Annotated in this window: 22 protein-coding genes; 11 read left to right on the top strand and 11 right to left on the bottom strand. The window is 70.6% G+C overall.

Features of this window, described 5'->3' with window-relative positions:
- Nucleotides 1-21 precede the first annotated feature (21 nt).
- Nucleotides 22-1,356 (bottom strand): PP2C family protein-serine/threonine phosphatase, encoded by a 1,335-nt coding sequence (locus TN53_RS26330; protein WP_046261139.1) that lies wholly within the window; start codon nt 1,354-1,356, stop codon nt 22-24.
- Nucleotides 1,357-1,493: 137 nt separating this feature from the next.
- On the opposite strand from TN53_RS26330, the gene TN53_RS26325 reads away from it, so the two are divergent.
- A complete protein-coding gene (locus tag TN53_RS26325; protein ID WP_046261138.1) occupies nt 1,494-1,940 on the top strand; it encodes a hypothetical protein in 447 nt (148 codons plus the stop codon).
- Between the two features lie 61 nt (nt 1,941-2,001).
- Here the strand turns inward: TN53_RS26325 and TN53_RS26320 are convergent, their stop codons facing one another.
- Nucleotides 2,002-2,586, bottom strand: a complete 585-nt coding sequence (locus tag TN53_RS26320) for an SH3 domain-containing protein (RefSeq protein WP_046261137.1) — start codon at nt 2,584-2,586, stop codon at nt 2,002-2,004.
- A 143-nt stretch (nt 2,587-2,729) separates the two neighbouring features.
- On the opposite strand from TN53_RS26320, the gene TN53_RS26315 reads away from it, so the two are divergent.
- Nucleotides 2,730-3,260: a hypothetical protein gene (locus tag TN53_RS26315; protein ID WP_107080572.1), complete on the top strand. Its 531-nt coding sequence runs from the start codon at nt 2,730-2,732 to the stop codon at nt 3,258-3,260.
- Here the strand turns inward: TN53_RS26315 and TN53_RS26310 are convergent.
- Nucleotides 3,175-4,503 (bottom strand): PLP-dependent aminotransferase family protein, encoded by a 1,329-nt coding sequence (locus TN53_RS26310; protein ID WP_046261135.1) that lies wholly within the window; start codon nt 4,501-4,503, stop codon nt 3,175-3,177. The two genes, TN53_RS26315 and TN53_RS26310, sit on opposite strands and share 86 nt — an antisense overlap.
- Nucleotides 4,504-4,590: 87 nt before the next feature.
- On the opposite strand from TN53_RS26310, the gene TN53_RS26305 reads away from it, so the two are divergent.
- The 3 genes from TN53_RS26305 (at nt 4,591) to TN53_RS26295 (ending at nt 8,277) form a co-directional block, all read left to right on the top strand.
- Nucleotides 4,591-5,337 (top strand): alpha/beta fold hydrolase, encoded by a 747-nt coding sequence (locus TN53_RS26305; protein ID WP_046261134.1) that lies wholly within the window; start codon nt 4,591-4,593, stop codon nt 5,335-5,337.
- A gap of 70 nt (nt 5,338-5,407) precedes the next feature.
- Entirely contained in the window at nt 5,408-6,334 is a 927-nt protein-coding gene (locus TN53_RS26300) for an endonuclease/exonuclease/phosphatase family protein (protein WP_234441716.1), read from the top strand.
- Between the two features lie 14 nt (nt 6,335-6,348).
- Nucleotides 6,349-8,277, top strand: coding sequence for an FUSC family protein (locus TN53_RS26295; RefSeq protein WP_046261132.1), 1,929 nt, complete (start codon nt 6,349-6,351; stop codon nt 8,275-8,277).
- Between the two features lie 28 nt (nt 8,278-8,305).
- Here TN53_RS26295 and TN53_RS26290 read toward each other — a convergent pair whose 3' ends face one another.
- Together TN53_RS26290 and TN53_RS26285 are read right to left on the bottom strand one after the other, a co-directional pair.
- The gene (locus TN53_RS26290; RefSeq protein ID WP_420719128.1) at nt 8,306-8,854 is read right to left on the bottom strand and encodes a Uma2 family endonuclease; all 549 of its coding nucleotides are present in this window, start codon (nt 8,852-8,854) and stop codon (nt 8,306-8,308) included.
- Between the two features lie 133 nt (nt 8,855-8,987).
- Nucleotides 8,988-9,215: a GntR family transcriptional regulator gene (locus TN53_RS26285; RefSeq protein WP_046261130.1), complete on the bottom strand. Its 228-nt coding sequence runs from the start codon at nt 9,213-9,215 to the stop codon at nt 8,988-8,990.
- 192 nt (nt 9,216-9,407) lie between these two features.
- Between TN53_RS26285 and TN53_RS45610 the strand changes: the two genes are divergently transcribed.
- Nucleotides 9,408-9,896: a hypothetical protein gene (locus TN53_RS45610; RefSeq protein ID WP_420719127.1), complete on the top strand. Its 489-nt coding sequence runs from the start codon at nt 9,408-9,410 to the stop codon at nt 9,894-9,896.
- A gap of 11 nt (nt 9,897-9,907) precedes the next feature.
- On the opposite strand, the gene TN53_RS26280 is transcribed toward TN53_RS45610, so the two are convergent.
- Complete coding sequence (locus TN53_RS26280; protein ID WP_046261129.1) at nt 9,908-11,980, bottom strand: PhoX family protein; 2,073 nt, start codon at nt 11,978-11,980, stop codon at nt 9,908-9,910.
- A gap of 387 nt (nt 11,981-12,367) precedes the next feature.
- Between TN53_RS26280 and TN53_RS26275 the strand changes: the two genes are divergently transcribed.
- On the top strand, nt 12,368-14,278 hold the full coding sequence (locus TN53_RS26275) for a VWA domain-containing protein (RefSeq protein WP_324609630.1): 1,911 nt from the start codon (nt 12,368-12,370) through the stop codon (nt 14,276-14,278).
- 391 nt (nt 14,279-14,669) lie between these two features.
- The gene (gene metG / locus TN53_RS26270) at nt 14,670-16,397 is read left to right on the top strand and encodes a methionine--tRNA ligase (RefSeq protein WP_046261128.1); all 1,728 of its coding nucleotides are present in this window, start codon (nt 14,670-14,672) and stop codon (nt 16,395-16,397) included.
- Between the two features lie 143 nt (nt 16,398-16,540).
- Here the strand turns inward: metG and TN53_RS26265 are convergent, their stop codons facing one another.
- A complete protein-coding gene (locus TN53_RS26265; RefSeq protein WP_046261127.1) occupies nt 16,541-17,884 on the bottom strand; it encodes a pectate lyase family protein in 1,344 nt (447 codons plus the stop codon).
- Nucleotides 17,885-18,032: 148 nt separating this feature from the next.
- On the opposite strand from TN53_RS26265, the gene TN53_RS26260 reads away from it, so the two are divergent.
- The 3 genes from TN53_RS26260 to TN53_RS26245 all read left to right on the top strand — a co-directional run bounded on the left by TN53_RS26260 (nt 18,033) and on the right by TN53_RS26245 (nt 19,456).
- A complete protein-coding gene (locus TN53_RS26260) occupies nt 18,033-18,497 on the top strand; it encodes a hypothetical protein (protein WP_046261126.1) in 465 nt (154 codons plus the stop codon).
- A 63-nt stretch (nt 18,498-18,560) separates the two neighbouring features.
- Entirely contained in the window at nt 18,561-18,926 is a 366-nt protein-coding gene (locus tag TN53_RS26255; protein WP_046261125.1) for a PH domain-containing protein, read from the top strand.
- 311 nt (nt 18,927-19,237) lie between these two features.
- Nucleotides 19,238-19,456, top strand: a complete 219-nt coding sequence (locus TN53_RS26245; RefSeq protein WP_052745315.1) for an FG-GAP repeat protein — start codon at nt 19,238-19,240, stop codon at nt 19,454-19,456.
- Nucleotides 19,457-19,460: 4 nt separating this feature from the next.
- On the opposite strand, the gene TN53_RS26240 is transcribed toward TN53_RS26245, so the two are convergent.
- From TN53_RS26240 to aspS, 4 genes are all read right to left on the bottom strand, one after another.
- Nucleotides 19,461-20,045, bottom strand: coding sequence for a hypothetical protein (locus TN53_RS26240; protein WP_046261154.1), 585 nt, complete (start codon nt 20,043-20,045; stop codon nt 19,461-19,463).
- 188 nt (nt 20,046-20,233) lie between these two features.
- Nucleotides 20,234-21,151, bottom strand: coding sequence for an intradiol ring-cleavage dioxygenase (locus TN53_RS26235; RefSeq protein WP_046261122.1), 918 nt, complete (start codon nt 21,149-21,151; stop codon nt 20,234-20,236).
- Between the two features lie 174 nt (nt 21,152-21,325).
- Nucleotides 21,326-22,258, bottom strand: a complete 933-nt coding sequence (locus TN53_RS26230) for an intradiol ring-cleavage dioxygenase (protein WP_046261121.1) — start codon at nt 22,256-22,258, stop codon at nt 21,326-21,328.
- A gap of 134 nt (nt 22,259-22,392) precedes the next feature.
- A complete protein-coding gene (aspS, locus tag TN53_RS26225; protein WP_046261120.1) occupies nt 22,393-24,156 on the bottom strand; it encodes an aspartate--tRNA ligase in 1,764 nt (587 codons plus the stop codon).
- Nucleotides 24,157-24,190: the final 34 nt, after the last annotated feature.

Here is a 24,190-nt window from a genome sequence, read left to right as displayed (position 1 = left end):
CTGCGGCTGCAAAGGTGGACCTCAGGACTGCAAACGTCCCTTTCCTGACGGACTGCCCACCGGCCGCCGGACCGCGAACGCCGTCGTGTCGTCGGCCAGCCGTCCTCCGCAGTGCCGCAGGGTGCGGTCGCGGACGAAGGCGACCAGCCGGTGCGGTTCGGCGATGCGCGGATCGGCGGCGACGGCGTCGGTGACCTCGGCGGCGAGCGGGTAGAAGAGGCCGCCGGCGTCCCGGGCCTCGGTCACGCCGTCCGTCGTCAGCAGCAGCGTCTCGCCGGGCGCCAGGGGCACCCGCAGCACCGGGGGCGGGCCGCCGGTGGCGAGTTCGCCCAGTCCGAGCGGGAGGGCCTCGCCGGGCGGCAGGTGCCGTACCCCGTGGGGGCCGACGACCAGCGGGGGTTCATGGCCGAAGACGACGGCGTCGACCGCGCCGGTGTCGTCGTCGGGGAAGCCGAGCAGCACCGCCGTGGCGAAGCGGTTGCCGTCGCCGTCACCGCGGGGGCCGCTGCCGTCGAACCCCCGTCGTCCGCCCGGAGGGCGGGCCCCGCGGCGTCCGGTGCGTGCGATCGCAAGGCGCCGGAGTGCCCTTGTGGCGGAGCCACCTGAGCGGTCCGGCAACGCGGCGAGCGTGCGTGCCGGACGCCGCGGGGCAGGCGGAGGTTCGACGGCAGCGGCCAGTGCCTTGATGTGCCGGCGGTGCCGCACCATCCGTACCTCCAGACGGTCCGCGACCGTCGTGAGGTCCGCCTCGTGGTACGCGGCCTCGCGGAACGTACCGAGCAGCGCGGCGGCCGCCTCCACCGCGGCGAGGCCCTTGCCCTGGACGTCGCCGACCAGGACCCGGGTGCCGTGCGGACCGGGCTGGATGTCGTAGAAGTCGCCGCCGACCCGGGCCTCGACATCGGAGGCGAGATAGACCGCCGCGTGCTCCAGGCCGCCCCAGTCCACGGGGAGGGGGCGCAGCACCGTGCGGCGCGTGGTGTCGGCGACGTCCCGCATGTGCAGCATCAGCCGCTCACCGCGCACCCGGACCGCGCAGGCCAGCACGGCGAGGACACCGCCGATGCCGACGAGGAGGAAGTCGGGCAGTCCGCTCTGGTACTGGTCCGGGTACGAGGTGTCCGCGAGGAGATAGTTCAGCAGCGCGAGCACGGCGAAGACCGCTGTGCCCCACACCCCGCAGATCGCGGCGGCGATACCGGGGACCAGCACGACCCAGGTGATCATCCGGAACGCGCCGGCGGTGTTGAAGTCGGTCAGCGTGATCCCGACGAGCATCAGCAGCGGCGGCACCCAGGCGACACTGCGGCCGCGGATCCGCAGCAGCTCACTGCGGCTGCGGATGTCGCGCTTCATGCCGTTCAGCGAAACACGGGGTGCCCGGGGTCGCCATCCGGTGCCGAATACCGCGTTCCGCCGACTTGCCAGGGGCTCCTCCCAGGTGTGCTCTGGAATCCGGGGGCAATCCGGGGGCGAGAGAGAGGAGTCCTCTCATGGCTCATGCGGCACCCGCGTCCGGCGGAACGACCCGCGGAACGACCCGCGGAACACCTGATGTCTTCAGCGAGCAGGTCCACAGGGCGGCGCGGTACGGGATCCCCGTCGTCCTCGGCCTGGTCTACGGCTACTGGGCCGCGGCCAACCGGCGCGGCGGCGGCGAGATCACCGGCTGGAACATCCTGTTCGGCTTCGTGACCGCGCTCGCGTTCATCGTGCTGTGCATCGCGGTGGCGACGTTCGCGCCGCTGCTCAAGCGCGAGCTGCACTCTCTGGTGAAGTCCGGCTTCGCGGGCGCCGCGGTCGGTTTCCTGTACAGCCAGACCGGCGAGAGCGTGCTGCGGTCCGCGGTCCTGGGACTGGTGGTCACGGCGAGCGTCTTCGGCGTGTTCTTCTACCGCTACTACACGCGCGAGGACGGGGCCGGAAACCGTCTGCGCTGACCGAGGGTGACCTGGGCAAAGGGGCCCGGCAGCCGCTGCCGGGCCCCTTCGTCTCCCTCTCTCACCCACTGCCCGGGAACATGTCCCAGGCATCCGCCGAGGACCCGGTGGCGCTCCAGCTCCACGAGCCGGAGAAACTCCAGGTTCCGGACCCCGACGCGCTCCATGAGTCGTTCCAGTACGGGTCGTCCCAGTTGCTCCAGGCCCCGTCCTTCCACTCGGGACACGGGTCGGCGCAGCTCGGCACCGAGCGACCGCCGGTGTCGACGAAGTCGGCGCTGGCCCAGCCCTGGGCGCCTTCGAGCCAGTACCAGTACGGATTGCCGTTGACTCGCTGTCCCCGGACCTTGCAGTCCACGCGGTCCTGGCTCCACGGCGAGAGCTGTGTGACGACGGGCGAGTGAGTGGTGGGCGCGGCTCTCACATTGAGGTCGACGCCGGAGACGATGGTGCCCCAGATCGGAGCGCCGGATCCTCCCCCACGCTCTCGGCTTCGCTCGAGCGCGGGGGGACCCCCATCGCCATGCCCGTCGGCGTAAGCCGGCGGGGCGGCGGCCGCTGCCGGGGTGCCCGCTGCCGCGACGGCCAGGGTGCCGCCGGTGAGCAGGGCCGCGGCCAGGGTCCGCAGGGCCGGAGTGGTGCGCATGGATCGGCCTCCTTCTCCCCAGCTCCAGGAAACACCCGTTCGGGTGAACCCTCCACCGGAGAGCTCGTCCGGGGGGTGCCGTCATGCGGCCATATGCAGTCACCCCGGTCGTGCACCCGCCCCCGCCCCCCTTGCCTGGAACCGTGCGCCCACCCCTCCGCAACGCCATGTCGGCCGCCCTGATCGCCGCGGCCTGTCTGCTCGTGCCGTTCGGGGTGCTCGCGGCCTGGGCGACCTACGGAAGAAATGCCGAGCTCCCCCGGCTCCGGCATCAACTCACCGACCCCTACGTGCCGTTCGAGGTCGCCGGATTCTGGCTCCCCGTCACCGCGCTGGTCCTCGCCGCCGCCGGTATCACGGTCGCCGCCTGCCGCCGCCGCGCGGTCACGGCGACCTCACTGGGTACAGCGCTGGGCGGCTCGTTCCTGGGCGTCGCGGTGGCGCTCGGCCGCCATCTGACCCTCTCCGACCTGCACGAGACCCGCCGCCCGGCCGCCGGCGCCCTCTACGACGCCCTCACCGCCACCCTGCGCACGGTCTCCTGGCTGCTGGTCGCCCTCGGCCTCACCGCGGCCTGCGCCACCTGGCTCACGGCCGTTTACGCACGACGCCGGCGAGCGTCCGCAGCGCCCGTTCCAGATCCCGCGGTGCGGCCGACGCGAGCCCGAGCCTGACCGCGTCCGGCGTCCGGTTCGGGTCGACGGCGAAGGCCGGCCCAGGCGTCACGGCGATTCCGAGCGCCGCCGCGGCGGCCGTGAAGGTGTCGGCACGCCACGGCGCGGGCAGCTCCCACCAGGCGTAATAGAGCTGCGGATGAGCCCGTACGACGAACCCGTCGAGCTCCTGGGCGACGAGCCGCTGCCGCTCGGCCGCGTCCGCCCGCTTGGCCTCCACCAGCAGCTGGACGACCCCCGACCCGACGAGCCGTACGGCCGCCTCCAGCGCGAACCGTCCCGCGCTCCACCCGCCGGAGCGGATCGCGGCGGCCACGGCGTGGCGGCGGCCCGGCGGTACGACGACGAAGCCGACGGTGAGCCCCGGCGCGACCCGCTTGGACAGGCTGTCGACGACGTGCGTGAGAGCGGGCGCGTGGGCGGCGAGGGGGTCGGGGGCGTGCGGGTGGAGGAAGGACCAGATGCGGTCCTCGACGACCGGAAGGTTCAGGTCGGCCACGGTGAGCGCGATCTCGCGGCGTCGGTCCCAACTCATCGTCAGCGACGTGGGGTTGTGCAGCGTCGGCTGGAGGTAGAGCGCGGACAGCGGGGCCGTGCGATGGGCGGCGGTGATGGCCTGCGGCAGCGGACCGTCCTCGTCCACGGCCAGCGGCACCAGGGTGCTGCCCAGCCGCGCGGCGATCTCCTTGACCAGGGGATACGTCAATGACTCCACACCCACCCGGCCGCCCGGCCGGACCAGGGAGGCGAGGGTGGCGGCGATGGCCTGGCGGGCGTTGCCGGTGAACAGCACCTGGGCCCGGTCGGGGCGCCAGCCGGGGGTCGCGAGGAGTGCGGCCACCGCCTCGCGCGCCGCCGCGGTGCCGGTGGCGGCGGCCGGGAGGAGCGCCTCGGCGAGGACGTCGGGGCGCAGCAGCGGCTCGAGGACGGGGGCGAGGAGCTCCGACTGGCCCGGCGCAGAAGGGTAGTTGAGCTCCATGTTCACGGGCGCCCGGGTCGCCTGCTCGGTCAGCGCCCGCCCGGCGGGCCCGGCCGGGGCGGCCCGCACGAAGGTGCCGCGCCCGACCTCCCCCACCACCAGTCCCCGCCGGACGAGTTCGCCGTACACCCGCCCGGCCGTCGACCCGGCGATCCCGCGCCGCCGCGCGAACTGCCGCTGCGGCGGCAGCCGTTCACCGGGTTTGAGCCGTCCGGCGGTGATGTCGTCGGCGAGTCGGTCGGCGATGCGCCGGTAGTCGTCCACAAGTCCCCCTACGTGCCACGGCACATGATTGCACCGAGGGCAAAGATCTTATTGCACCGAGGAGTTGGGCGACCTAGGGTCGACGTCATGGCGACACTCCCTCTGGTCCTGGTCCACGGCCACCCCTTCGACCACACGATGTGGAACCCGCAGCGCGCGGCCTTCTCCGCCGACCGCCAGGTGATCACCCCCGACCTGCGCGGCTACGGGGCGTCGCCGGTGACACCCGCCGTGACCGGGTTCCCGGATTTCGCGCGGGACATCGCCGCACTCCTCGACCAGCTGAAGGTCCCGGAGTTCGTCCTCGGGGGCCTGTCCATGGGCGGCCAGATCGTCATGGACTGCTACCGCCGGTTCCCCGACCGCATCCGCGGCCTGATCCTCGCCGACACGTTCCCGGCGCCGGAGACACCCGAGGGCGTCGAGGTCCGTCACGCCATGGCGGACCGCCTGCTGCGGGAGGGCATGCGGGGCTACGCCGACGAGGTGCTGGAGAAGATGGTCGCCCCGTACGCGGATGCCGAGGTGAAGGCCCACGTCCACCGCATGATGACGGCCACCTCCCCGAGGGGCGCCGCGGCGGCCCTGCGCGCCCGCGCCGGCCGTCCCGACTACCGCGACCTGCTCACCCGGGTCACGGTCCCCGCCCTGGTCGTCGTGGGCACGGACGACGAGTACACCCCCGTCGCCGACGCGGAGGCGATGCACGCGGCGCTGCCCTCGTCGCAACTGCTGGTGATCGAGGGCGCCGCCCATATGCCGAACCTGGAGCGGCCGACGGAGTTCAACGAGGCGCTCGGGGCGTTCCTGGCGAAGGTGGACGCGTCCTCATAGGCTCGGAGCGGTGAGCAGTCCCGAGGAACGACCCGTACGACGAGAGCGGCGAGCACGACAGAAACTCGGCATCCGGATCGCCGCCGTGCTGTTCGCCGTCGTCAGTGTCGTCATGGGGTGCCGGCTCGCCGACACCGACGGGATCACGCCCGTCCCCCAGTTCCTCGCCTTCCTGCCCTGGCTGGTCGCACCCACCGCCCTCGGCCTTGCCCTCGTCCTGCTCGCCCGCTGGTGGCCCGGCGTGGTGTGGAGTGTCGTCCTGCTCGGACTGCTGGCCTGGTTCATCGAGCCGTACGGCAAGAGCACCGAGCCGGGCGGGGCCGCGGTCGCCTCCTTCCGGGTGCTGACCTCGAACGTGGAGTTCGGGCAGGCCACCGGGGCGCTGATCGACGCCGTGCGGCGGGAGAAGCCGGACCTGGTGTTCGTGCAGGAGTGCGAGTACACCTGCGACGCCGAGCTGAAGCGGACCCTGGGCGGCACCTATCCGCACCGCCAGGCCGTCGAGGGCGGCGGCTCCGCGGGGTCCGTAATCCTCAGCCGGTTTCCGCTGAAGGCCACGGATCAGATCCCCGGCACGATGGGCATGCCCGGCGCCGTCGCCGATGTGCGCGGGCATGCCGTACGGCTTCAGCTCGCGCACCCGATGCCGCCGCTCCCCGGGCAGGTGGACGTGTGGCGGCGTGAGCTGGGCGCACTACGGGACTTCGCGGCGGAGCAGGCGGGCGGGACGACCCTGCTGGCGGGCGACTTCAACGCCTCCCAGGACCACGCCGCCTTCCGCCGCATCCTCGACACCGGGCTGCGCGACGCCGCCCGGCTCGCCGGCGACGACCGCACACCGAGCTGGCCGGCCCGGACCGCGCCGGCGCTCGGGGCGCAGATCGACCACGTCCTGCTCTCCTCGGACTTCTCGGCGGAGACGGCCCGCTTCCTGGACCTGGCCGACACCGACCACCGGGCCCTGCTGGTGGAGATCATCCTGCACGGCCGGGGATGACGTGTAATAGGCCCATGTCCCGCATCGGCCTCACACCCCCCGACTGGCTGGTCCGGAACCTCCAGACCCAACAGGCGCCCGTCAACTGGGCGGCGGTGGCCCGCGCGGCGATCGCGATGGCCCTCCCGCTGACCGTCGGACTGGCCGTCGACCAGCCGACGTACGGCGCCCTCGCCTCCATGGGCGCCCTCTCCGGCGTCATCGGCGACACCGCCGACGCGTACCGGATGCGGATCCTCAACATCGCGATCCCGCAGCTGTTCGGCGCGGTGGGGGTGACCCTGGGTTCGCTGGTGTACGGCCATGGATGGCTGGCCGTGGCGGTGGTGACCGGCATCGCGCTGGTCTCCGGGATGATCTCGACGATCGGCGCGGTGGCGTCGGTCTCCGGCCTGCTCCTGCTGCTGAACTCGGTGGTGGGCGCGGGCCTGCCGATGCCGGGCGAGTGGTGGCTGGCCCCGCTTCTGATGACCGGCGGCGGCCTGCTGGTGCTCGTCCTCGCCCTGCTGGCCTGGCCGCTCAGGTCGGGGGTGCCGGAGCGGGCGGCGGTGGCGGGCACGTACCGGACGGTGGCGGCCTTGATGGCGGCCTGCGGTACCCCGGACTACGACGAGGCCCGGCACGCCGTCACCCAGTCCCTGAACCAGTCGTACGACCTGGTCCTGGCCCGGCGCGCCCGCCACCACGGCCGCAGCCCCGAACTCACCCGTCTCCTCGCCCAGTTGAACGCGATCACCCCGGTGGTGGAGGCGGCCCCCGCGGCCCAACTCAGCGGCAGGCCGCTGGCGCCGGAGATCCCGGAGGCGGTACGCCACCTGGCCCAGGCGATCGAGACCGGCTACACGGGCCCGATAGGGCTCCGGTTGCCGGTGGCCACGACCGAGACGGCCCGCGCGGTGGACCACGCCCTGCGCCACGCGTCCGAGGTCGTGGCGGCCCCCGATGTGGACCCCCGGGGCATCGCGGACCGCCTGGGCCGCCCCGCCGCGCTGCGCGTCCGCGCCGCCCAGGCCGCCCGCAACGTGGCCCTGTCGGCGGCGTCCTGGCGTTACGGCCTCCGCCTCGCCCTCTGCATCGGCGTGGCACAGGTGCTGGTCTCGATCGTCCCGGTGCCCCGCTCGTACTGGGTGGCCCTGACCATCACCTTCGTCCTGAAGCCGGACTTCGGCTCCGTCTTCTCGCGGGCGCTGCTGCGGGCGGTGGGCACGGTGGGCGGGCTGGTCATCGCGGCGGCGGTGCTGTCACAGGTGCCACGCGGCTGGTGGGACGTCCCGGTGATGCTGGCCCTGGCACCCCTGATCCCGGCCCTGACCCCACGCGGCTACGGCTACCAGACGGCCGCGATCACCCCGGTGATCCTGCTGCTCTCGGACGTACTGAACCACCAGGGCACAGCCCTGCTGATGCCTCGCCTCGTGGACTCGCTGATGGGCTGCGGAATCGCCCTGGTCGCGGGCTACTTGCTGTGGCCGGAAAGCTGGCACACCCGGGTGGGCGACCGGCTCGCGGACGCGGTGTCGGACACCGCGCGCTACGTGGAATCCGCCTTCGGCACGGAGCCGGTGGACCCCCCGGCCCGCGCCCGTATGCGCCGCCGCCTGTACCGCGACCTGTCGGTCATCCGTACGGAGTTCCAACGGGCGCTGACCGAACCGCCGCCGACGGGCCGCCGCGCGGCTGCCTGGTGGCCGCTCGTCGTCGCCGTGGAACGGATCGTCGACGCGACGACGGCCGCGAGAGTACGCACCAAGCACGGGGCGCCGCTGCCGTCGAAGGCCGAGGTCTCCCAAGTGGTGCGGCAACTCCGGGAGTTGGCGGACGGTGTCCGGGAGGCCGAGACACTGTACGAGGTCCGCACGGACCTCACGGGCCCGGCGGGAAGCGTGCTGGAGCCCCTGCGCCAAGAGGTGGCGGCGGCTCGGGCGATCGCGTCGCCTCGCTGAGCACCGGACGCGAGGTCAGGGCACGGGGTCAGGCCACGAGGTTCTTGAGATCGATGTCCAGAGAGAAGGGAACAGTCACGGCCAGGCGGCCACGGTGAATGCCGGTGGGCACGTAGGTGCTCGTCATCGTGTCGAGTTCGTAGGTGTGGACGACGGGTGCGCCGGCCTCGTCCTCGACGCGCCAGAAGTGGGGAATCCTGGCCTGGGCGTACTTGACCGGCTTCATCGAGCGGTCGCGGTCCGCCGACTCCTCCGAGACGACCTCGATGACGAGAGCGACGTCTTGGGGCGCGTACCAGGTGCGGTCAGGGTCGTAGGCGGCGGTGGTGACCAGGACGTCGGGCTCGGGGCGGCTCTTGTTGTCGAGGCGGACGGTCATCTCGCGCGCGACCTCGATCCCGTCGGGGGCGGCCTGCTCCAAGGCGAGGGTCAGCTTCTGCACGAGCCGGGAGTGCCAGAGCCGCTGCGGCGACATCATGAAGATCAGGGCTCCGTCGATGAGTTCGGTGTGCCGCGGCGCTTGGGGGAGGTGGTCGAGGTCGTCGGCTTCCCAGCCGCTCGGCCTCGGCGGGATCATCCAGTCGGGGAGTTCAGCGGTCACGGCTTACTCCAGGCGCCTCAGAAGACGGTCAAAGGGTCGTGATCCCGGTTCGAGACGCGGGTCCCACGGCTGGTGCCCAGCGTAGTTGATGCCTTCGACTCGACCCCGTTCACCGATCGGCGACGAAGGACCCCATGCCTCGGGTGGTCGTGATGAGGCCTTCCTCGCGCAGGGCGCGGGTGGCCTTGCGGACGGTTTCGCGGGCGACCCCGAATTCGGCCTCCCGCTTCACTTCGGAGATCAGTCCACGCACGGGGTACTCACCGTCGGCGATCCGCTGCCGGACCACCTCTGCGATCTGCTGCCACTTCGGCCTGGTGGGGTCAAATTCGAACACCCCCGAACCGTACGTACTCCCCAGCAGCAATTCATAGAGACCTCTCCCACCCCATATGGGTAGAAACCACGCTCCACATGGACGTATCGCCCGATGCGCTGCCGCGCATGGTCGCCGACGGGCAGCTCGACGTGGCGTTCGTGCACGAGGTGGAGGGGTGTCCGTTGCGGATGCCCGAGGCTGCGGCTGCGGGTGCTCGTCGAGCGGGAGCCGCAGTTCATGTCGCTGGCCACCGACCATCCGGCCACCTCCAAGCCTGTCGTCGACCTCGCCGACCTGGCCCAGGACCGGTGGATGATCGACCCCACCGTCGACGGCTGGGGGCGCCCCCTCTGGGGGAGGACGCCGCACACCGGATGTTCCGGGCCGCGGGGTTCAACCCCCGTGTCCTGCACGGCGATTACCACACGGCCGCCGCCCTGGTCGCCACCGGCGAGGTCGTCACCGTCTGCCAGCCGTCCTGTCTGCCCCGCCCCGCCCCGCCCCGAGATGGCCGTACGTCGGCTGCGGGGCGACCCTCCCCCAGAGGGGGCCCCAGGCGTACGGCTGTTGCTCGCGGCCCGTAACGAGACGGACCTGGACGGGGCGCATCCCGCGTTGGAGGAGGCGTACTGGGGGGCGGCACGGCAGGCGCCCGCGTACCGGGAGTGGCTGGAACGCGCGGTCCCAGCCACCCACTAGGGACGTACGGCTCAGACGCCGATGTCGTCGCCGTCCTTGCGCCACACCGCCACGACCGCCGGACGGACGATCTTGCCCGGTCCGTCGGGCCAGACGCTCGCCGGGCTCTCCACGGTCGCCCCGCTGATCTCGCCCGGGTGCTGGACGGCGACCAGGACACGGCGGTCCTGGACGATCGGGCCGCAGGTCTCGGCGCCGATCGGCATGGTCAGGAACTGCTTGAGCTCACCGCGCCGGTCGCCCTTGGTCGCGACGCCGAAGAGACCGTCGTGGTAACCGAGCTGGGCGCCGTCGGTGGAGATCCACAGGTTGCCGTGCGGGTCGAAGGCGACGTTGTCCGGGCAGGAGATGGGGCTGACGCGGTCCTTGGGGAAACCGGCGAAGTAGGTGGCCGGGTCGTTCGGGTCACCGGCGACGAGGAACAGCAGCCAGGCGAACTTCGTGCTCTCCGGCCGGTTCCAGCGCTCGGTCAGCTCCAGGATCTGGCCGTGCTTGTTGGCATTGCGCGGGTTGGCCTCGTCCGCCGGGGCGTTGCTGCCGACGCCGCGGTTGGTGTTGTTGGTGAGGGCGACGTACACCTTGCCGGTGTGCGGGTTCGGCTCGATGTCCTCGGGCCGGTCCATCTTGGTCGCGCCGACCTTGTCACCGGCGAGGCGGGTGAAGACGAAGACCTCGTCGGCGCTCATGCCGTCGACGTGCGAGACGGCACCCTTGGCGGTCGCGGTGGCCAGCGGTATCCACTCGCCGCTGCCGTCGAACTCGCCGTCGGAGGGCAGCTTGCCTGTGCCGTCGATCTCGATGGCGGGGGAGTCGCCGGTGAGCTTGGCGACGTAGAGCGTGCCCTCGTCGAGCAGCGAGAGGTTGTGCTCGCGGACGGCTCGGCCCGTCCCCCTCTTCATGCGCTTGCTGCTGACGAACTTGTAGAAGTAGTCGAAGCGCTCGTCGTCACCGGAGTAGACGACGGGGCGCCCGTCGTCGGTGAGCCGGATGGTGGCGCCTTCGTGCTTGAAGCGGCCGACGGCGGTGTGCTTGCGGGGCGTGGAGGTCGGGTCGTACGGGTCGAACTCGACGACGTATCCGAACCGGTGGACCTCGTTGGGCTCCTGGGCGACGTCGAAGCGCTTGTCGAAGCGTTCCCACTTGCGCTCGGTCGCGCCCGTCCCGATGCCGTACCGCTTGTCGGTGGCCCGGCTGCTGTTGGCGAAGTACTGGTTGAAGTTCTCCTCGCCGTGCAGGCTCGTGCCCCAGGGGGTCGTACCGCCCGAGCAGTTGTTGAGCGTCCCGAGGACCTTGGTGCCGGTGGGGTCGGCGGAGGTCTTCAGAAGGTCCGATCCGGCGGCCGGGCCGGTGAGCCGGAACTCGGTGGTGGCCGTGACACGACGGTTGAGGGGATGGCGGGGTACGACGGTGAGCTTGCCGGTCTTGCGGCTCTCCTCGACGACGACGGCGGACAGCCCGTGCGCGGCCCAGGCGATCTCGACCTGCTCGCGGGTGGGGTTGGCGGCGTCGTAGCCGCGGAACATGAGCACCTCGTCGGTGTACTCGTGGTTGGCGACGAGGAGCTGCTTGCCGTGGCCCAGCGGGAGCAGGGTCAGGTAGTCGTTGTTGTACCCGAACTGTCCGGCCTGGGCGGCGGCGCTCTGGTTCTCCGGGTCGAAGGCGGGCGCACCGCGCAGGATGGGCTCGCCCCAGCGGACGACGACGTTCTGGGCGTAGCCGTCCGGGACGGTGACCTGGTCGGCGGTGTTGGGCGCGACCGGGGTGAAACGGAGCCCGCGGGCGGCCTTGCCGTTTCCGGGCCTGTACGAGCCGGCGGTCGCGTCGGTGGCGGCGTGGGCCTGGGGGGCGGCCGCGACGGTGGCCGAACCGGCGGCTGCGGCGACCGTGACGACGGCGGCGGCCTGCATGATCGACCGCCGGCTGACCGCACCGGCGATGACGTCGCCGACGTACTCGTTGGCGCTGGTGTTGGGCGCCTCGTGGAAGCAGGCGTTGCCGCACCGGTACAGGCAGGTCAGGGCGGAGCGGCCGCCCGGGTGCGCGTCGGACGACGACGTTCTGATCAACGGCAGCAGTTTGCGCATTTTGTATTCCCCTTGCTTCCCCATGGAATCCCCTTGAATCCGCGTCACGGACGCTAGGAGCCCGTTTGTGCGGCAGCGGGGACTCTCGGTGAACGGCCGGTGAATCCGAGGTAGCGGTAAGGGAGTTGGCGGCCCGGGGGAGGATGGGGACCGGCCTGTGGCCGGTTGGCGGTCTTGACGGAGGCAGGGTCCTGTGTCCGCCCCTCCCCAAGATCACCATCCGAGGCCGCTAACCTTACGTGTCCGTCCTGGCCAGGGATTTACGGGCATCAACTCACGCGAAGGGTTGCGCACATGGGCATTCTCACTCTCCTGCGGAACGCGTTCGGCCGGTCACGCAAGGGGCGTAGCGCCGAGGCAGAGGGTGCGGAAGGGACAAAGCCGACGGTGCCCTCGCCGTCACCCGAGCCCTCGACCCCGACGCCGGCCCCGGCCTCGGCCTCGGCCTCGGTTCAGGTCCCGGAGCAGCGTCCGTCGACGTCGGCGTCCCTGTCGACCAAGGACGAGCACGATCTGGTGTCGGCGGCGTTCGACAACGTGGCGGTACCGAAGCCGGCCGGCCCGGCGGATGAACGGGAGCCCGCGGCGGGCTCGGCGGATACCGCGCCGGTGGTCGCCGAGGAGGCGACACCGGGAGCGGCCGCTGAGTCCGCGGAGGAGCCGACGCCGGTCCCCACCGCGGAGGCTGTGGCGGAGACCGCCGTGGCGGAGCCGGTCAAGGAGAAGGCGAAGGTCGAGGAGTCCGCGCCGGTCGAGGAGACCGCCGTGCACGAGACGGCTGCCGAACCCGCCACGGAAGAGGCGCCGACGGCCGAGGAACCCGCCGCGACAGCCGACACCGAGCCGGTCGCGGAAACCGCCCCGGAGCCGGTCACGGAGACCCAGCCGGAGCCCACCGCCGAAGCCGCCCCCGAGCCTGAGCCGGAGCCTGCGGTCAAGGAGACCGCCGTGCACGAGACGGCTGCCGAACCCGTCACGGAAGAGGCGCCGACGGCCGAGGAACCCGCCGCGACAGCCGACACCGAGCCGGTCGCGGAAACCGCCCCGGAGCCGGCCGCGGAGACCCAGCCGGAGCCCACCGCCGAAGCCGCCCCCGAGCCTGAGCCGGAGCCTGCGGTCGAGGCGTCCGCGCCGGACGCGGCCGCAGAGGAGCCGACGACTGCCGAGGAGCCCGTCGCGGAGGTCGCCCCCGCCGAGGCCCCGGCCACCGATGAGACGCCCGTCGTCGAAGAGCCGACCGCAGAGGAGGCACCCTCCGCCGAGGCTCCTGTCGAGGACGAGCCCACCCCGGAAGCAACTGCGGAAACGGCTCCCGAGGCGGAGCCCGTGGCCGAGGAGCCCGCGCCGGAGCCCGCCGAGGCGGCCGCTGCCGTGGAAACCGAGACCACTGAGCCCGCCGTAGAGGCCGAGCCCGAGACGGTCGTCGAGGAAACCTCGCCGGAGGCGGTCGCGCAGGTCACGGAGGAGCCCACCCCGGAGCCGGTCGTAGAGCCCGCCCCCGAGCCCACCACCGAGTCCGAGGCGGTCGCTGAAACCCAGCCCGAGCCGTCCGCCGAAGAGAGCGCCCCCGAGCCGGCGGCAGAACCCGACCCGCAGTCGGCCGTCGAGGAACCCACCCCCCCCGAACCGATCGCCGCGGCCGCCGAAGGCGAAGCCGAGGCGACGGTCGCCCACGACGCCGCCGCCCTCGCCCTCGCCAAGGCCGGCCTCACCACCGCCCGCGCCAGGACCTACCTCGTCCTGGACCGCTCGGCGAGCATGCGCCCGTACTACAAGGACGGCTCCGCTCAGGCCCTCGCCGACCAGACCCTCGCGCTCGCGACCCACCTCACCCCGGACACCGAAGCCGGCACCCCCGCCGTCCACGTCGTCTTCTTCTCCACCGAGGTCGACGGCACCACCGACCTCACCCCCGCCTCCCCGAAGGACGCGATCGACGAGGCGCACGCCGGCCTCGGCCGCATGGGCCGCACCAGCTACCACGCCGCCGTGGAAGCCGTACTCGCCCACTACGACAAGAACATCCCCGACGCGCAGACCCCCGCCCTGGTCGTCTTCCAGACCGACGGCGCCCCCGACGCGAAGACCCCCGCCACCCAGGCCCTGACCGACGCCGCGAAGACCCACCCCTCGGTGTTCTTCTCCTTCGTCGCGTTCGGCGAGCACGAGAACAAGGCGTTCGACTACCTCCGCAAACTGAAGACCGACAACACGGCCTTCTTCCACGCGGGCCCGACCCCCAAGGAACTCACGGACGCGGAGCTCTACGACGGCGTACTGATCGACTGGCGCCCGTAGCCCCCAGCGATCCCGTCTCCTGCCGTCCTCTTCCACCCCGCCTTCCAGGCGGGGTGGAAGCCCCTTCAGACCGCCGTCTCCAAGTGAAGCCGCAGGATACGCAGACGAAGTCGGCTTGGCTCTTGCAACGCCGATGAAAACGCAAGGATCAACATCGCGGCAGGACAGGGCGGGATTCCCCGCCCCCGGCGAACGGCCGGTGCCGGAGGGGTGACAATGGCCACCAGCCGTTCGAGCGCCCGTGAACCTCAACCCGCCTGGGTTGGAATCCCCCTCTTTTGAGAGGGGGAGGGTGTCGACCCTCAATACGGAGAGCGGGCGGCCCACCGCTGTCGGATACGATTTCTTGGTTCGCAAAGCACCGAGAATTCCGACCTGGGAGCAGCCCCCGATGGCTCGACACCTCATCACCAGCGCCCTTCCGTACATCAACGGGATCAAGCACCTGGGCAACATGGTGGGGTCGATGCTCCCGGCGGACGTGTACTCCCGGTACCTCCGCCAGCGCGGCCACGACGTCCTCTACATCTGCGCCACCGACGAGCACGGCACCCCCGCCGAGCTCGCCGCGAAGGAGGCGGGGCTCAGCGTCGCCGAGTTCTGCGCCCAGGCGCACGACGCCCAGAAGGCGGTCTACGACGGCTTCGCGCTGGCCTTCGACTACTTCGGCCGCAGCTCCAGCGAGCAGAACGTCGAGATCACCCAGCACTTCGCACGCCGCCTCAACGAGAACGGCTTCATCGAGGAGCGGGCGATCCGCCAGGTGTACTCCCCCACCGACGGCCGCTTCCTCCCGGACCGCTACGTCGAGGGCACCTGCCCCCACTGCGGCTACGACAAGGCCCGCGGCGACCAGTGCGAGAACTGCACCCGCGTCCTGGACCCGACCGACCTGATCGACCCGCGCTCGGCGATCTCGGGCTCCACGGATCTCGAAGTGAGGGAGACCAAGCACCTCTTCCTCCTCCAGTCCAAGCTCCAGCACGAGGTCGAGGAGTGGGTCTCCCGCCACGAGGACGAGTGGCCCCAGCTGGCCTCCTCCATCGCCCGCAAGTGGCTGACCGAGGGCCTGCACGACCGTGCGATCACCCGTGACCTGGACTGGGGCGTCCCGGTCCCGGCGGACACGTGGCCGGAGCTGGCGGCCGAGGGCAAGGTCTTCTACGTCTGGTTCGACGCCCCGATCGAGTACATCGGCGCGACGAAGGAGTGGTCGGACCTGGACCCGGAGAACCGGGACTGGAAGTCCTGGTGGTACGAGGCCGACTCCGGCGAGAACCCGGTCCGCTACACCGAGTTCATGGCGAAGGACAACGTCCCCTTCCACACGGTGATGTTCCCGGCGACGGAGCTCGGCGTCCGGGAGCCGTGGAAGAAGGTGGACTACGTCAAGGCCTTCAACTGGCTGACGTACTACGGCGGAAAGTTCTCCACGAGCCAGCGGCGGGGCGTCTTCACGGACCAGGCCCTGGACATCCTCCCGGCCGACTACTGGCGCTACTTCCTGATCGCCAACGCTCCCGAGTCCGACGACTCGTCCTTCACCTGGGAGCACTTCACCGCCACGGTGAACAAGGACCTCGCCGACACCCTCGGCAACTTCGTCAACCGCGTCCTGTCCTTCTCCAAGAAGCGCTTCGGCGAGGAGGTCCCCGCGGGCGGCGAGCCGGGCGCGGCGGAGGCGAAGCTGGGCGAGGAGATCGCCCGCCTCCTCGCCGAGTACGAGGAGCAGATGGAGGCCCTCCAGTTCCGCAAGGCCGCGGCCGCCCTGCGCGCCCTGTGGTCCGCGGGCAACTCCTACCTGGAGGAGAAGGCACCCTGGCTGGAGATCAAGACCGACCAGGAAGCCGCCGCCCTCACCCTGCGCACGGCGATGAACCTGATCCACCTCTACGCGGTGGTCTCGGAACCCTTGATCCCGGCCACCTCGGCGGCGATGCGCCGGGCCTTCGCCCTCAAGGACGACACGGCCGCCTGGATCTCCACGGACGAGGCCAAGTCCCTCACCGCCGTCCCCGTCGGCACCCCCTTCACGGTCCCCCCGGTCCTCTTCGCCAAGCTCACGGAAGAGGACCTGGAAACGTACAAGGCCCGCTTCGGCGGCGAACCGACCGCGTAAGCCCCGCCCACGCGGAAAAGGGCCCCGGGACGTACGGTCCCCGGGCCCGCACGTCGGCAATTGGCAGATCTGTCCCCGCCCAGCCGGCGAAAGCGCAGGTCACTGTCGCCCGGCGTGGGACACATCCGCCAATTCCTCCTGCCCTACTTCAGGACGGCCGCACCCGTCGAAGTCGCCAGTGACGTCGGCAGGTTCTTCGCCGACGACTCCAGGCCCGCCGTCAGGGTCGGGGTCCAGTTCACCGTCGTCTTCAGGTCCTTCGACGACGCGGCGTTGTAGGCCGCCACCAGGTCCGTCACCGTGCCGTTCACGAGGTTGCCGCCGCCCTTGATGGCGCCCGTGCCGTCGCCGCTCAGGAGCTTGGCGACCTTCACGCTCGACGGGACCTTCCAGTAGTTGTTCTCGGCGACGACCTGGGCCTTGGCGCGGGAGTTGATGCTGTACTGCACCGCGTAGCCGTTCAGGGGCGTCACGTCGTAGTAGTTGTTGTAGATGTGGACCTGGCCCACGCGGGACAGCGGGGCGCGCTGGGTGATGCCCTTGTAGATGTTGTGGTGGATCGAGACGCGCAGCTTGCCGGCGGGCTCGCTGTCGCTGCTGCCGATCAGGGTCGTCTTGTCGTGGTTGGTGAACTGGTTGCGGGAGACCGTCACCAGGTCGGAGCTCTTGGTGATGTCCAGCGCGCCGTCGTGGATCTGGTACTCGCGGCCGTAGTACTTCGGGTTCGCGGAGTCCAGGTGCGGCGTGTCCGTGAACGTGTTGTGGTCCGCCCAGACATGGGTCGCGCCGCGCAGGGTCACCGAGTCGTAGTTGGAGTTCCAGTTGCCGTCGTCACCGTCGGTCGGGTCCCACTGCGGGAAGCAGTCCTCGGTGGCGGAGAAGGCGAGGTTGCGGACGATGACGTTGTCCACGTTCTGGATCTGGAGCATCGCGCCGGTCAGACCCGCCTTCGTACCCGGCACGCCCACGATCGACGTGTTCGCCGGGACCTTGAAGACAATGTTCGCGGCCTGCTTCTTCTGCGCGGCGGCGCGGGCCGTCTCCTGGCTGCCGGAGGGGAGCTTCGAGCGGCCGTACGTCGACGGGTCGTACGCCTTGAGGTACGAGGTCAGCGAGTAACCCGTGCCCGACGCGTAGTCCGCGCAGGTCAGCTTCTTGCCCGCGTCGTTCGTGTTGGCGTCGATCGTGCCCTTGACCTTGATGATCCGGGGCGTGGTGTCGGAGGCCGAGCCCAGTGCCTTGACCAGCTGGGCACGGGTGGAGACGGTGAAGGTGTGCGCGGCGTCGGCCTTCTTGCCGCCGGTCGTGCCCGTCCCCGAGGAGGCCCAGCCGTCCTTGGCGGCGAGGGTCTCGTGGTACAGGTCGACGGTCCCGGCGTTCGCGTTCAGCACCAGCGCGCCCGCGCCGACACCGGCCGCCACCACGGCGGCGGAGACGACGAGGGTGCGGCGCTTACGGAGAGACCGGCGGTGTGCGGGAGCAGCCACGGATGAGTCCTTACGTACTTGGGGGGTAGTTCCGACTCTTCTGTGGTCGTGGAGATCCAAAAGGTTGCCGTAAAACTTTTGCCCGTTCGGTGATCAACTGATGGATGGGGGGCGGAACTTGCCAGAGAAGCTACGTATGGTTTGCGCCATGGCAGTACCTGGGATCATCCCGATCGCCTACGAGCCGCACGGCCGTACCGAGGCCATCGGGCTATACGCGGACGGGCAGTTCCTCGGGTCGGTCTCGTATGCCTTCCCCAAGGGGTTCCGGCTCGACAGCGGCTGGGAGGAGCACAAGCGCCTCTACGCCGTACTGCACACCTTCGACGCGCAGGGCAACTACCGCGACTCGCAGATCTGGTGCGCCGGTACCTGGGCGGAGCAGCAGCGCGACGGTTCGGTGCTCGGACGTGCGCGGGCTCACCTCGCCACGCTGTTGCGCAGTCTGCCCCGGCGCACCTACACCGACATCGCCGTACGGCCCTTCCAACTCGTCGTCGACGGTGTCCTGTTCGGTCTGGTCACCGGGGAGGACGAGGACGAGCTCTGGGCCGAGCTGTACCCGGACAATCTGGGCTTCGGGCCACCCTGGGACGGGAGTTACGACACCTGATCTAGGCAGACGCCCCCACAGGCGCTATACATGCCCGAAGATCACTAGTGGGGGGTTTCATCCATGGCACTTTTCGGCAACGCGCACACCATCGATCCTGCCCAGGCGGCATCGGACTTCGCCAAGCTGCTGGGCGCCGGTGAGGGTGTGCAGGCGGCGTACCAGCTGGTGCGCGACGTCATCATGTTCACCGACCGGCGGCTGATCCTGGTCGACAAGCAGGGCATCACCGGCAAGAAGGTCGAGTACCACTCGATCCCGTACCGCAGCATCACGCACTTCGCGGTGGAGACGGCCGGCACCTTCGACCTCGACGCCGAGCTGAAGATCTGGGTCTCCGGCAACTCCGTGCCGATCCAGAAGACCTTCACCAAGGGCGTGGACATCTACGAGGTGCAGGCGATCCTCACCCAGTACGTCGCGCGCTGAGCGCTCCGCTGGAAGTGCGGTGGACGGGTTGTTGTTCGTCTGCGGCGCCGTCGTGGCTGGTCGCGCCCCGCGGCGGGGCGCTGCCGAACCGCGGCCGACTTCACCCGACCCGCTCAGCACTACCTGCGCGGGCCGCCCCCGAAGCCTCCTTCGGGGGCGTCGCCCGCCGTCGACGTCGAGCGCCCCGTTGCCGCCCGTCTCGGGGCCGTCGGCCACGAGCGTGCCGCCGGTGATCTCGGCGGTGCCGTCGGAGTCGGGCGACCACTTCGGCTCCGCACTGGCCGTGGCCGACCTGAACCGGGACGGGCCGTATGACGGTCTCGGCCGGGGACGTGTACAAGGACGGCAAGCCCGAACTGTTCGTCGGCGCGACCGGCGAGAACCACTTCAACGGAGCGGTCCGGGTCTTCTCCGGCGGTTCGTCCCGCCCTGTGGCCCCGGGCAGCAGGATGTTCGCGGCTGTGTCGGTCGGGCTCCCTCAGCAGAGCGGCACGCTGCTCGGCGGCGCCGGGCTGCTCTGGGTGATCTGACCGCTCAGGCGACCGCCGGCGCCGGGTTCCACCAGGGCGAGCTGTACCAGCCCCCGGGAACCCGGCGCCCGGCGACGACCCCGCCCGCGTAGTAGTACGGCGTCACTCCGTCCCGCCAGCGGTTGGAGACGGTGTACGTCCGCTCGTCCAGGATGACCCGCCCGTCCCGGGCCGTGACCGCGGGCGTGCCCAGGCCGGGCAGGACGGGCCCGGGGTCCAGGCGGAGCGCGGTGCGGGCGGCGCGGACGTAGTGGAGGCCCTCGACGGCGGCCGCCGTGGCCGTGTCGTACCGCCCGGCGGCGAGCTCCCCTCGCGCGGCGCGGTACCGCTCGGTCGCGTCGGCGAGGGCCTGCACGGCCGCCTTGTCACCCGCCGCGTCGATCCCCGCCGGCCCGGCCCCGAGCCGCTCGACCCACCGCTCGGCCTCGACACGGGCGCCGGTCCCGGGCTCGGGATCGGGGACAGCGGGCGGCACAGCCACCGGCACGAAAGGCTCCGCCCGACCGCCCTGCCTCCGCGGTGCGACGACCGCGGCGCCCGCGCCCGCCGCTCCGACGACCAGCAACAGTGCGAGTACGACGTATCCCATCGCTTCCTCCAGCGCTTGCGGTCTCCCACGGGGCGGGGCGACCCGACCCCGTATGTCCCCATGAGACCCCGGGCCGCTGTGCACAGATGCCGAGCCGTCTGTACGGCTCCTGTGAGAACGCCGTGACGGCTCACGACAAAGGGCGCCCGGGACCTGACCGTCCCGGGCGCCCTGGTGCATGTCCGTGGTTACAGCGAGGTGCCCTCGTTCGTCGCGTCGGGGTCGACGCCCATCGTGAGGGAGCCGGTGACGCCCTTGGCGATGTTCTTCTTGTTGTACTTCAGCTTGAGCAGGCCGCCCGTGGTGCCGCTCTGGTCGTAGATGGTGTCCTCGTCGAGCGTGGTGCGCTCGGTCGTCGAGGTCGAGTACGGCTCGACCTCGGCGGAGGCGAGCACGGACGTCTCGTCGAAGAAGAACTGGCCGGTGTGACAGGTGTTGCCGCCCTCGTAACCGGCGTCCGTCCACTCGCCGCCCACGTGCACCTTGGTGTGGATGTGGACGGTACGGCCCCGGTACCAGCCCGGGAAGACCGTCTTGAAGGTGACCTTGCCGTGCTTGTCCGTCTTCCACGTGCCGCGCAGATAGCGCTCGTCGTCGGTGGGCTCCTCGTGGCCCCCGCCGCCGGTGCCACCGGACGGCGCACCCGACGGCGGCTCACCGGTCGGGGTGCCGGAGGGGGCGTCCGTGGGGGTGGTGCCGCCACCGCCGGTCGACAGGCTCTCGTAGCCCGAGTAGATGCCCAGGGCGTCGCAGTGCCAGATGTCCACGGCGGCGTTGCGGATCGGCTTGCAGGTCTCCGAGTCGATCACCTTGAGGTCGAGGACGAGCGGGATGCCCTCCTTGTCCTCGGTGATGTCACGGCGGAGCTTGTCGGCGTCGATGTAGTACGGCCCCTCGGTGGTCTCCGAGGTGAGCTTGTAGCAGACCTCGGCGGAGGAGGTACTGCTCGCGGAAGTGCTGCTCGTCGTCTCGTCGGCGAAGGCACCCGAGGCGAGCGTGGCGCCCGCCCCCACGGCCACGGCGGCGCCCGCGCCCGCCACGACGACCTTGCGACGCGTCAGGTCCCGCTTGTGCTTCGGCTCGTAGTCCTGCTGGTTTCCCGTCATGTGCAGGAAAGTTAGGTAAGAAGACTGTCAGGGGCGTGGGAAAGCACTGTGGCGTTCTCAAAGGAACATGAGAGGGAAGCCTTCCCTTACTTTCAGAGGCGTTTCTTCCGGGTCAACAGGGGAGGGCCCCGCTCCTCCCGAGCCGCAGGTGGGGGAGGAGCGGGGCCCGGTGGATCAGCCGGCGGACACAGACGCGGACGCACTCGCCGGGGGCGGGGAGCCCTGCCCGTCGTTGGTCGCCTCCGGGTCCACGCCGACCGTGATCGACCCGCGGACGCCCTTGCCGATGTCGTCCTTGCGGTATTGCAGCTTCAGCAGACCGCCCGCGGTGCCGCTGCCGTCGTAGATCGTGTCCTCGTCGAGCGTGGTCCGCTCCGCCGTGTTGGAGGCGTACGGCTCCACGCCCGCCGAGGCGAGCACCGACTCCTCGTCGAAGAAGAACTGGCCGGTGTGACAGGTGTTGCCGCCCTCGTAACCGGCGTCCGTCCACTCACCGCCCACGTGCACCTTGGTGTGGACGTGGACGGTGCGACCCCGGTACCAGCCCGGGAAGACCGTCTTGAAGGTGACGAACCCCTGCCGGTCCGTACGCCACGTGCCGCGCAGATAGCGGGTGTCGTCGGTGGGCTCCTGGTGCCCACCGCCACCGCCCGGGGGAGGGCCGGTCGGTACGCCGGTAGGCGTTCCCGTGGGAGCCGGCCCACCGCCCCCGCCTCCATTGCCCATGTCCTCGTACCCCGAGTAGACGCCCACCGCGTCGCAGTGCCAGATGTCCACGGCCGCGTTCCGGACCGGTCGGCAGGTCTCGTTGTCGATCACCTTGATCCTGAGGAGGAACGGGATACCCGGCCGATCCTCGGTGACGTCGCGGCGGATCTTGTCCGCGTCGATGTAGTACGGACCCTCGGTGGTCTCCGAGGTCAGCACATAGCACTCCTCGGCGCCCTGCGCCGGTGACCGTCTCTTCTCCCCCGCTCCGGCGTTCGACGCGTACGCGCTGCCGCCCAGGCCCAACGCCGCGACCGCTCCGGCACCCACCGCGACGACCTTACGGCGCGTCACATCCCGTACTTCCGCTGCCTCTTGAGGCTGGTGATTCGCTGTCATGCGGCTGGAAGCTAGGTAAGAAGGCTGTCAGCGAGCTGAGAAAACAGCCCGTTTCCGGCACGCACGCAAAAGGGACCTGAAATCGTCCGTCGATTTCAAGTCCCTTTGCGATCAACCGAGTTACAAGGCTTGCCTTACTTCGGCTGCGGCTTGCGCACCGACAGGTGCAGCTCCTTCAGCCGCGCCTCCTCCAGCTCCGTCGGCGCACCCATCATCAGGTCCTGGGCGTTGCCGTTGAGCGGGAAGGCGATGGTCTCGCGGATGTTCGGCTCGTCGGCCAGCAGCATGACGATGCGGTCGACGCCGGGCGCGATGCCGCCGTGCGGCGGGGCGCCGAAGCGGAACGCGCGCAGCATGCCGGCGAACTTCTCCTCCACCGTCTCGCGGTCGTAGCCCGCGATCTCGAAGGCCTTCAGCATGATCTCGGGCTCGTGGTTCCGGATCGCGCCGGAGGACAGCTCGACGCCGTTGCAGACGATGTCGTACTGCCAGCCGAGGATGTCCAGCGGGTCCTGGGTCTCCAGGGCCTCAAGACCGCCCTGCGGCATGGAGAACGGGTTGTGCGAGAAGTCGATCGCGCCGCTCTCCTCGTCCTTCTCGTACATCGGGAAGTCGACGATCCAGCAGAACCGGAAGACGCCCTCCTCGAAGTGCCCGGCACGCTTGGCGGCCTCGACCCGCACCGCGCCCATGATCTTCGAGACCTCGTCGAACTCGCCCGCGCCGAAGAACACGGCGTGCCCGGCGGCCAGCGACAGCCGCTTGGTCAGCTCGGCGACGTTCTCCTCGGTGAGGAACTTCGCGATCGGCCCGGACAGCGAACCGTCCTCGGCCACGCGGACCCAGGCCAGACCCTTCGCACCCTGCGAGACGGCGTAGTCGCCGAGCTGGTCGAAGAACTTCCGCGGCTGCGCGGAGACGTCCGGCACCGCAAGCGCCCGCACGTGCTTGCCGGCGAACGCCTTGAACTCCGAGCCCTCGAAGACATCGGTGATGTCGACGAGCTCCAGCTGGGCCCGCAGGTCCGGCTTGTCGGAGCCGTACTTCAGCATCGCCTCACGGAACGGGATCCGCGGGAACGGAGACGTCACGTGACGCCCGTTGCCGAACTCCTCGAACAGCTCCGTCATGAGCTTCTCGATCGGCTGGAAGACGTCCTCCTGCTCGACGAAGCTCATCTCCACGTCGAGCTGGTAGAACTCGCCCGGCGAACGGTCCGCGCGCGCGTCCTCGTCACGGAAACAGGGTGCGATCTGGAAGTAGCGGTCGAAGCCGGAGATCATCAGCAGCTGCTTGAACTGCTGCGGCGCCTGGGGGAGGGCGTAGAACTTGCCCGGGTTCAGACGCGACGGCACGACGAAGTCACGCGCGCCCTCAGGAGAGGTGGCGGACAGGATCGGCGTCGCCATCTCGTTGAACCCGAGGGCCGTCATCTTGTGACGAATGGCGGAGATGACCGACGTACGCAGCAGGATGTTCTTGTGCATGCGCTCGCGGCGCAGGTCCAGGAAGCGGTACTCCAGACGCCGCTCCTCGTTGACCCCGTCCTCGGTGTTGATCGTGAACGGCAGCGGGGCGGCCGCGCCGAGCAGCTCGACCTCGCCGACCTCGACCTCGATCTCGCCGGTGGGCAGGTCGGGGTTCACGTTGTCGGTTCCACGTGAAACAACCTTGCCGTCTACACGGACCGTCGACTCCTTGGAGACCTTGTCCAGGGCCTCGTACGCGGGCGTGCCGGGCCGGGCGACGAGCTGCGTGATGCCGTAGTGGTCGCGCAGATCGATGAAGAGGATGCCGCCCAGGTCGCGCCGATTGTGCAGCCAGCCACTCAGCCGGACGTCGGTACCGACGTCAGAGGCGCGGAGCTCGCCGCAGGTGTGGGACCTGTACCGATGCATCGTCGTTCATCGTCCTTACATCTTGGGCTGTGCC

Source organism: Streptomyces sp. WM6386 (genome assembly GCF_000972385.1).
In the GTDB taxonomy this organism is placed as follows: Bacteria; Actinomycetota; Actinomycetes; order Streptomycetales; family Streptomycetaceae; genus Streptomyces.
This window is presented reverse-complemented; position numbering and strand designations above follow the sequence as displayed.

What these genes read in the sequence shown, in the direction of transcription:
- TN53_RS26330 (WP_046261139.1), bottom strand. Translation starts at nt 1,356, where the DNA reads ATGAAGCGCGACATCCGCAGCCGCAGTGAGCTGCTGCGGATCCGCGGC.
- TN53_RS26325 (WP_046261138.1), top strand. Translation starts at nt 1,494, where the DNA reads ATGGCTCATGCGGCACCCGCGTCCGGCGGAACGACCCGCGGAACGACC.
- TN53_RS26320 (WP_046261137.1), bottom strand. Translation starts at nt 2,586, where the DNA reads ATGCGCACCACTCCGGCCCTGCGGACCCTGGCCGCGGCCCTGCTCACC.
- TN53_RS26305 (WP_046261134.1), top strand. Translation starts at nt 4,591, where the DNA reads ATGGCGACACTCCCTCTGGTCCTGGTCCACGGCCACCCCTTCGACCAC.
- TN53_RS26295 (WP_046261132.1), top strand. Translation starts at nt 6,349, where the DNA reads ATGTCCCGCATCGGCCTCACACCCCCCGACTGGCTGGTCCGGAACCTC.
- TN53_RS26290 (WP_420719128.1), bottom strand. Translation starts at nt 8,854, where the DNA reads ATGATCCCGCCGAGGCCGAGCGGCTGGGAAGCCGACGACCTCGACCAC.
- TN53_RS26280 (WP_046261129.1), bottom strand. Translation starts at nt 11,980, where the DNA reads ATGCGCAAACTGCTGCCGTTGATCAGAACGTCGTCGTCCGACGCGCAC.
- metG (WP_046261128.1), top strand. Translation starts at nt 14,670, where the DNA reads ATGGCTCGACACCTCATCACCAGCGCCCTTCCGTACATCAACGGGATC.
- TN53_RS26260 (WP_046261126.1), top strand. Translation starts at nt 18,033, where the DNA reads ATGGCAGTACCTGGGATCATCCCGATCGCCTACGAGCCGCACGGCCGT.
- TN53_RS26255 (WP_046261125.1), top strand. Translation starts at nt 18,561, where the DNA reads ATGGCACTTTTCGGCAACGCGCACACCATCGATCCTGCCCAGGCGGCA.
- TN53_RS26245 (WP_052745315.1), top strand. Translation starts at nt 19,238, where the DNA reads ATGACGGTCTCGGCCGGGGACGTGTACAAGGACGGCAAGCCCGAACTG.
- TN53_RS26240 (WP_046261154.1), bottom strand. Translation starts at nt 20,045, where the DNA reads ATGGGATACGTCGTACTCGCACTGTTGCTGGTCGTCGGAGCGGCGGGC.
- TN53_RS26235 (WP_046261122.1), bottom strand. Translation starts at nt 21,151, where the DNA reads ATGACGGGAAACCAGCAGGACTACGAGCCGAAGCACAAGCGGGACCTG.
- TN53_RS26230 (WP_046261121.1), bottom strand. Translation starts at nt 22,258, where the DNA reads ATGACAGCGAATCACCAGCCTCAAGAGGCAGCGGAAGTACGGGATGTG.
- aspS (WP_046261120.1), bottom strand. Translation starts at nt 24,156, where the DNA reads ATGCATCGGTACAGGTCCCACACCTGCGGCGAGCTCCGCGCCTCTGAC.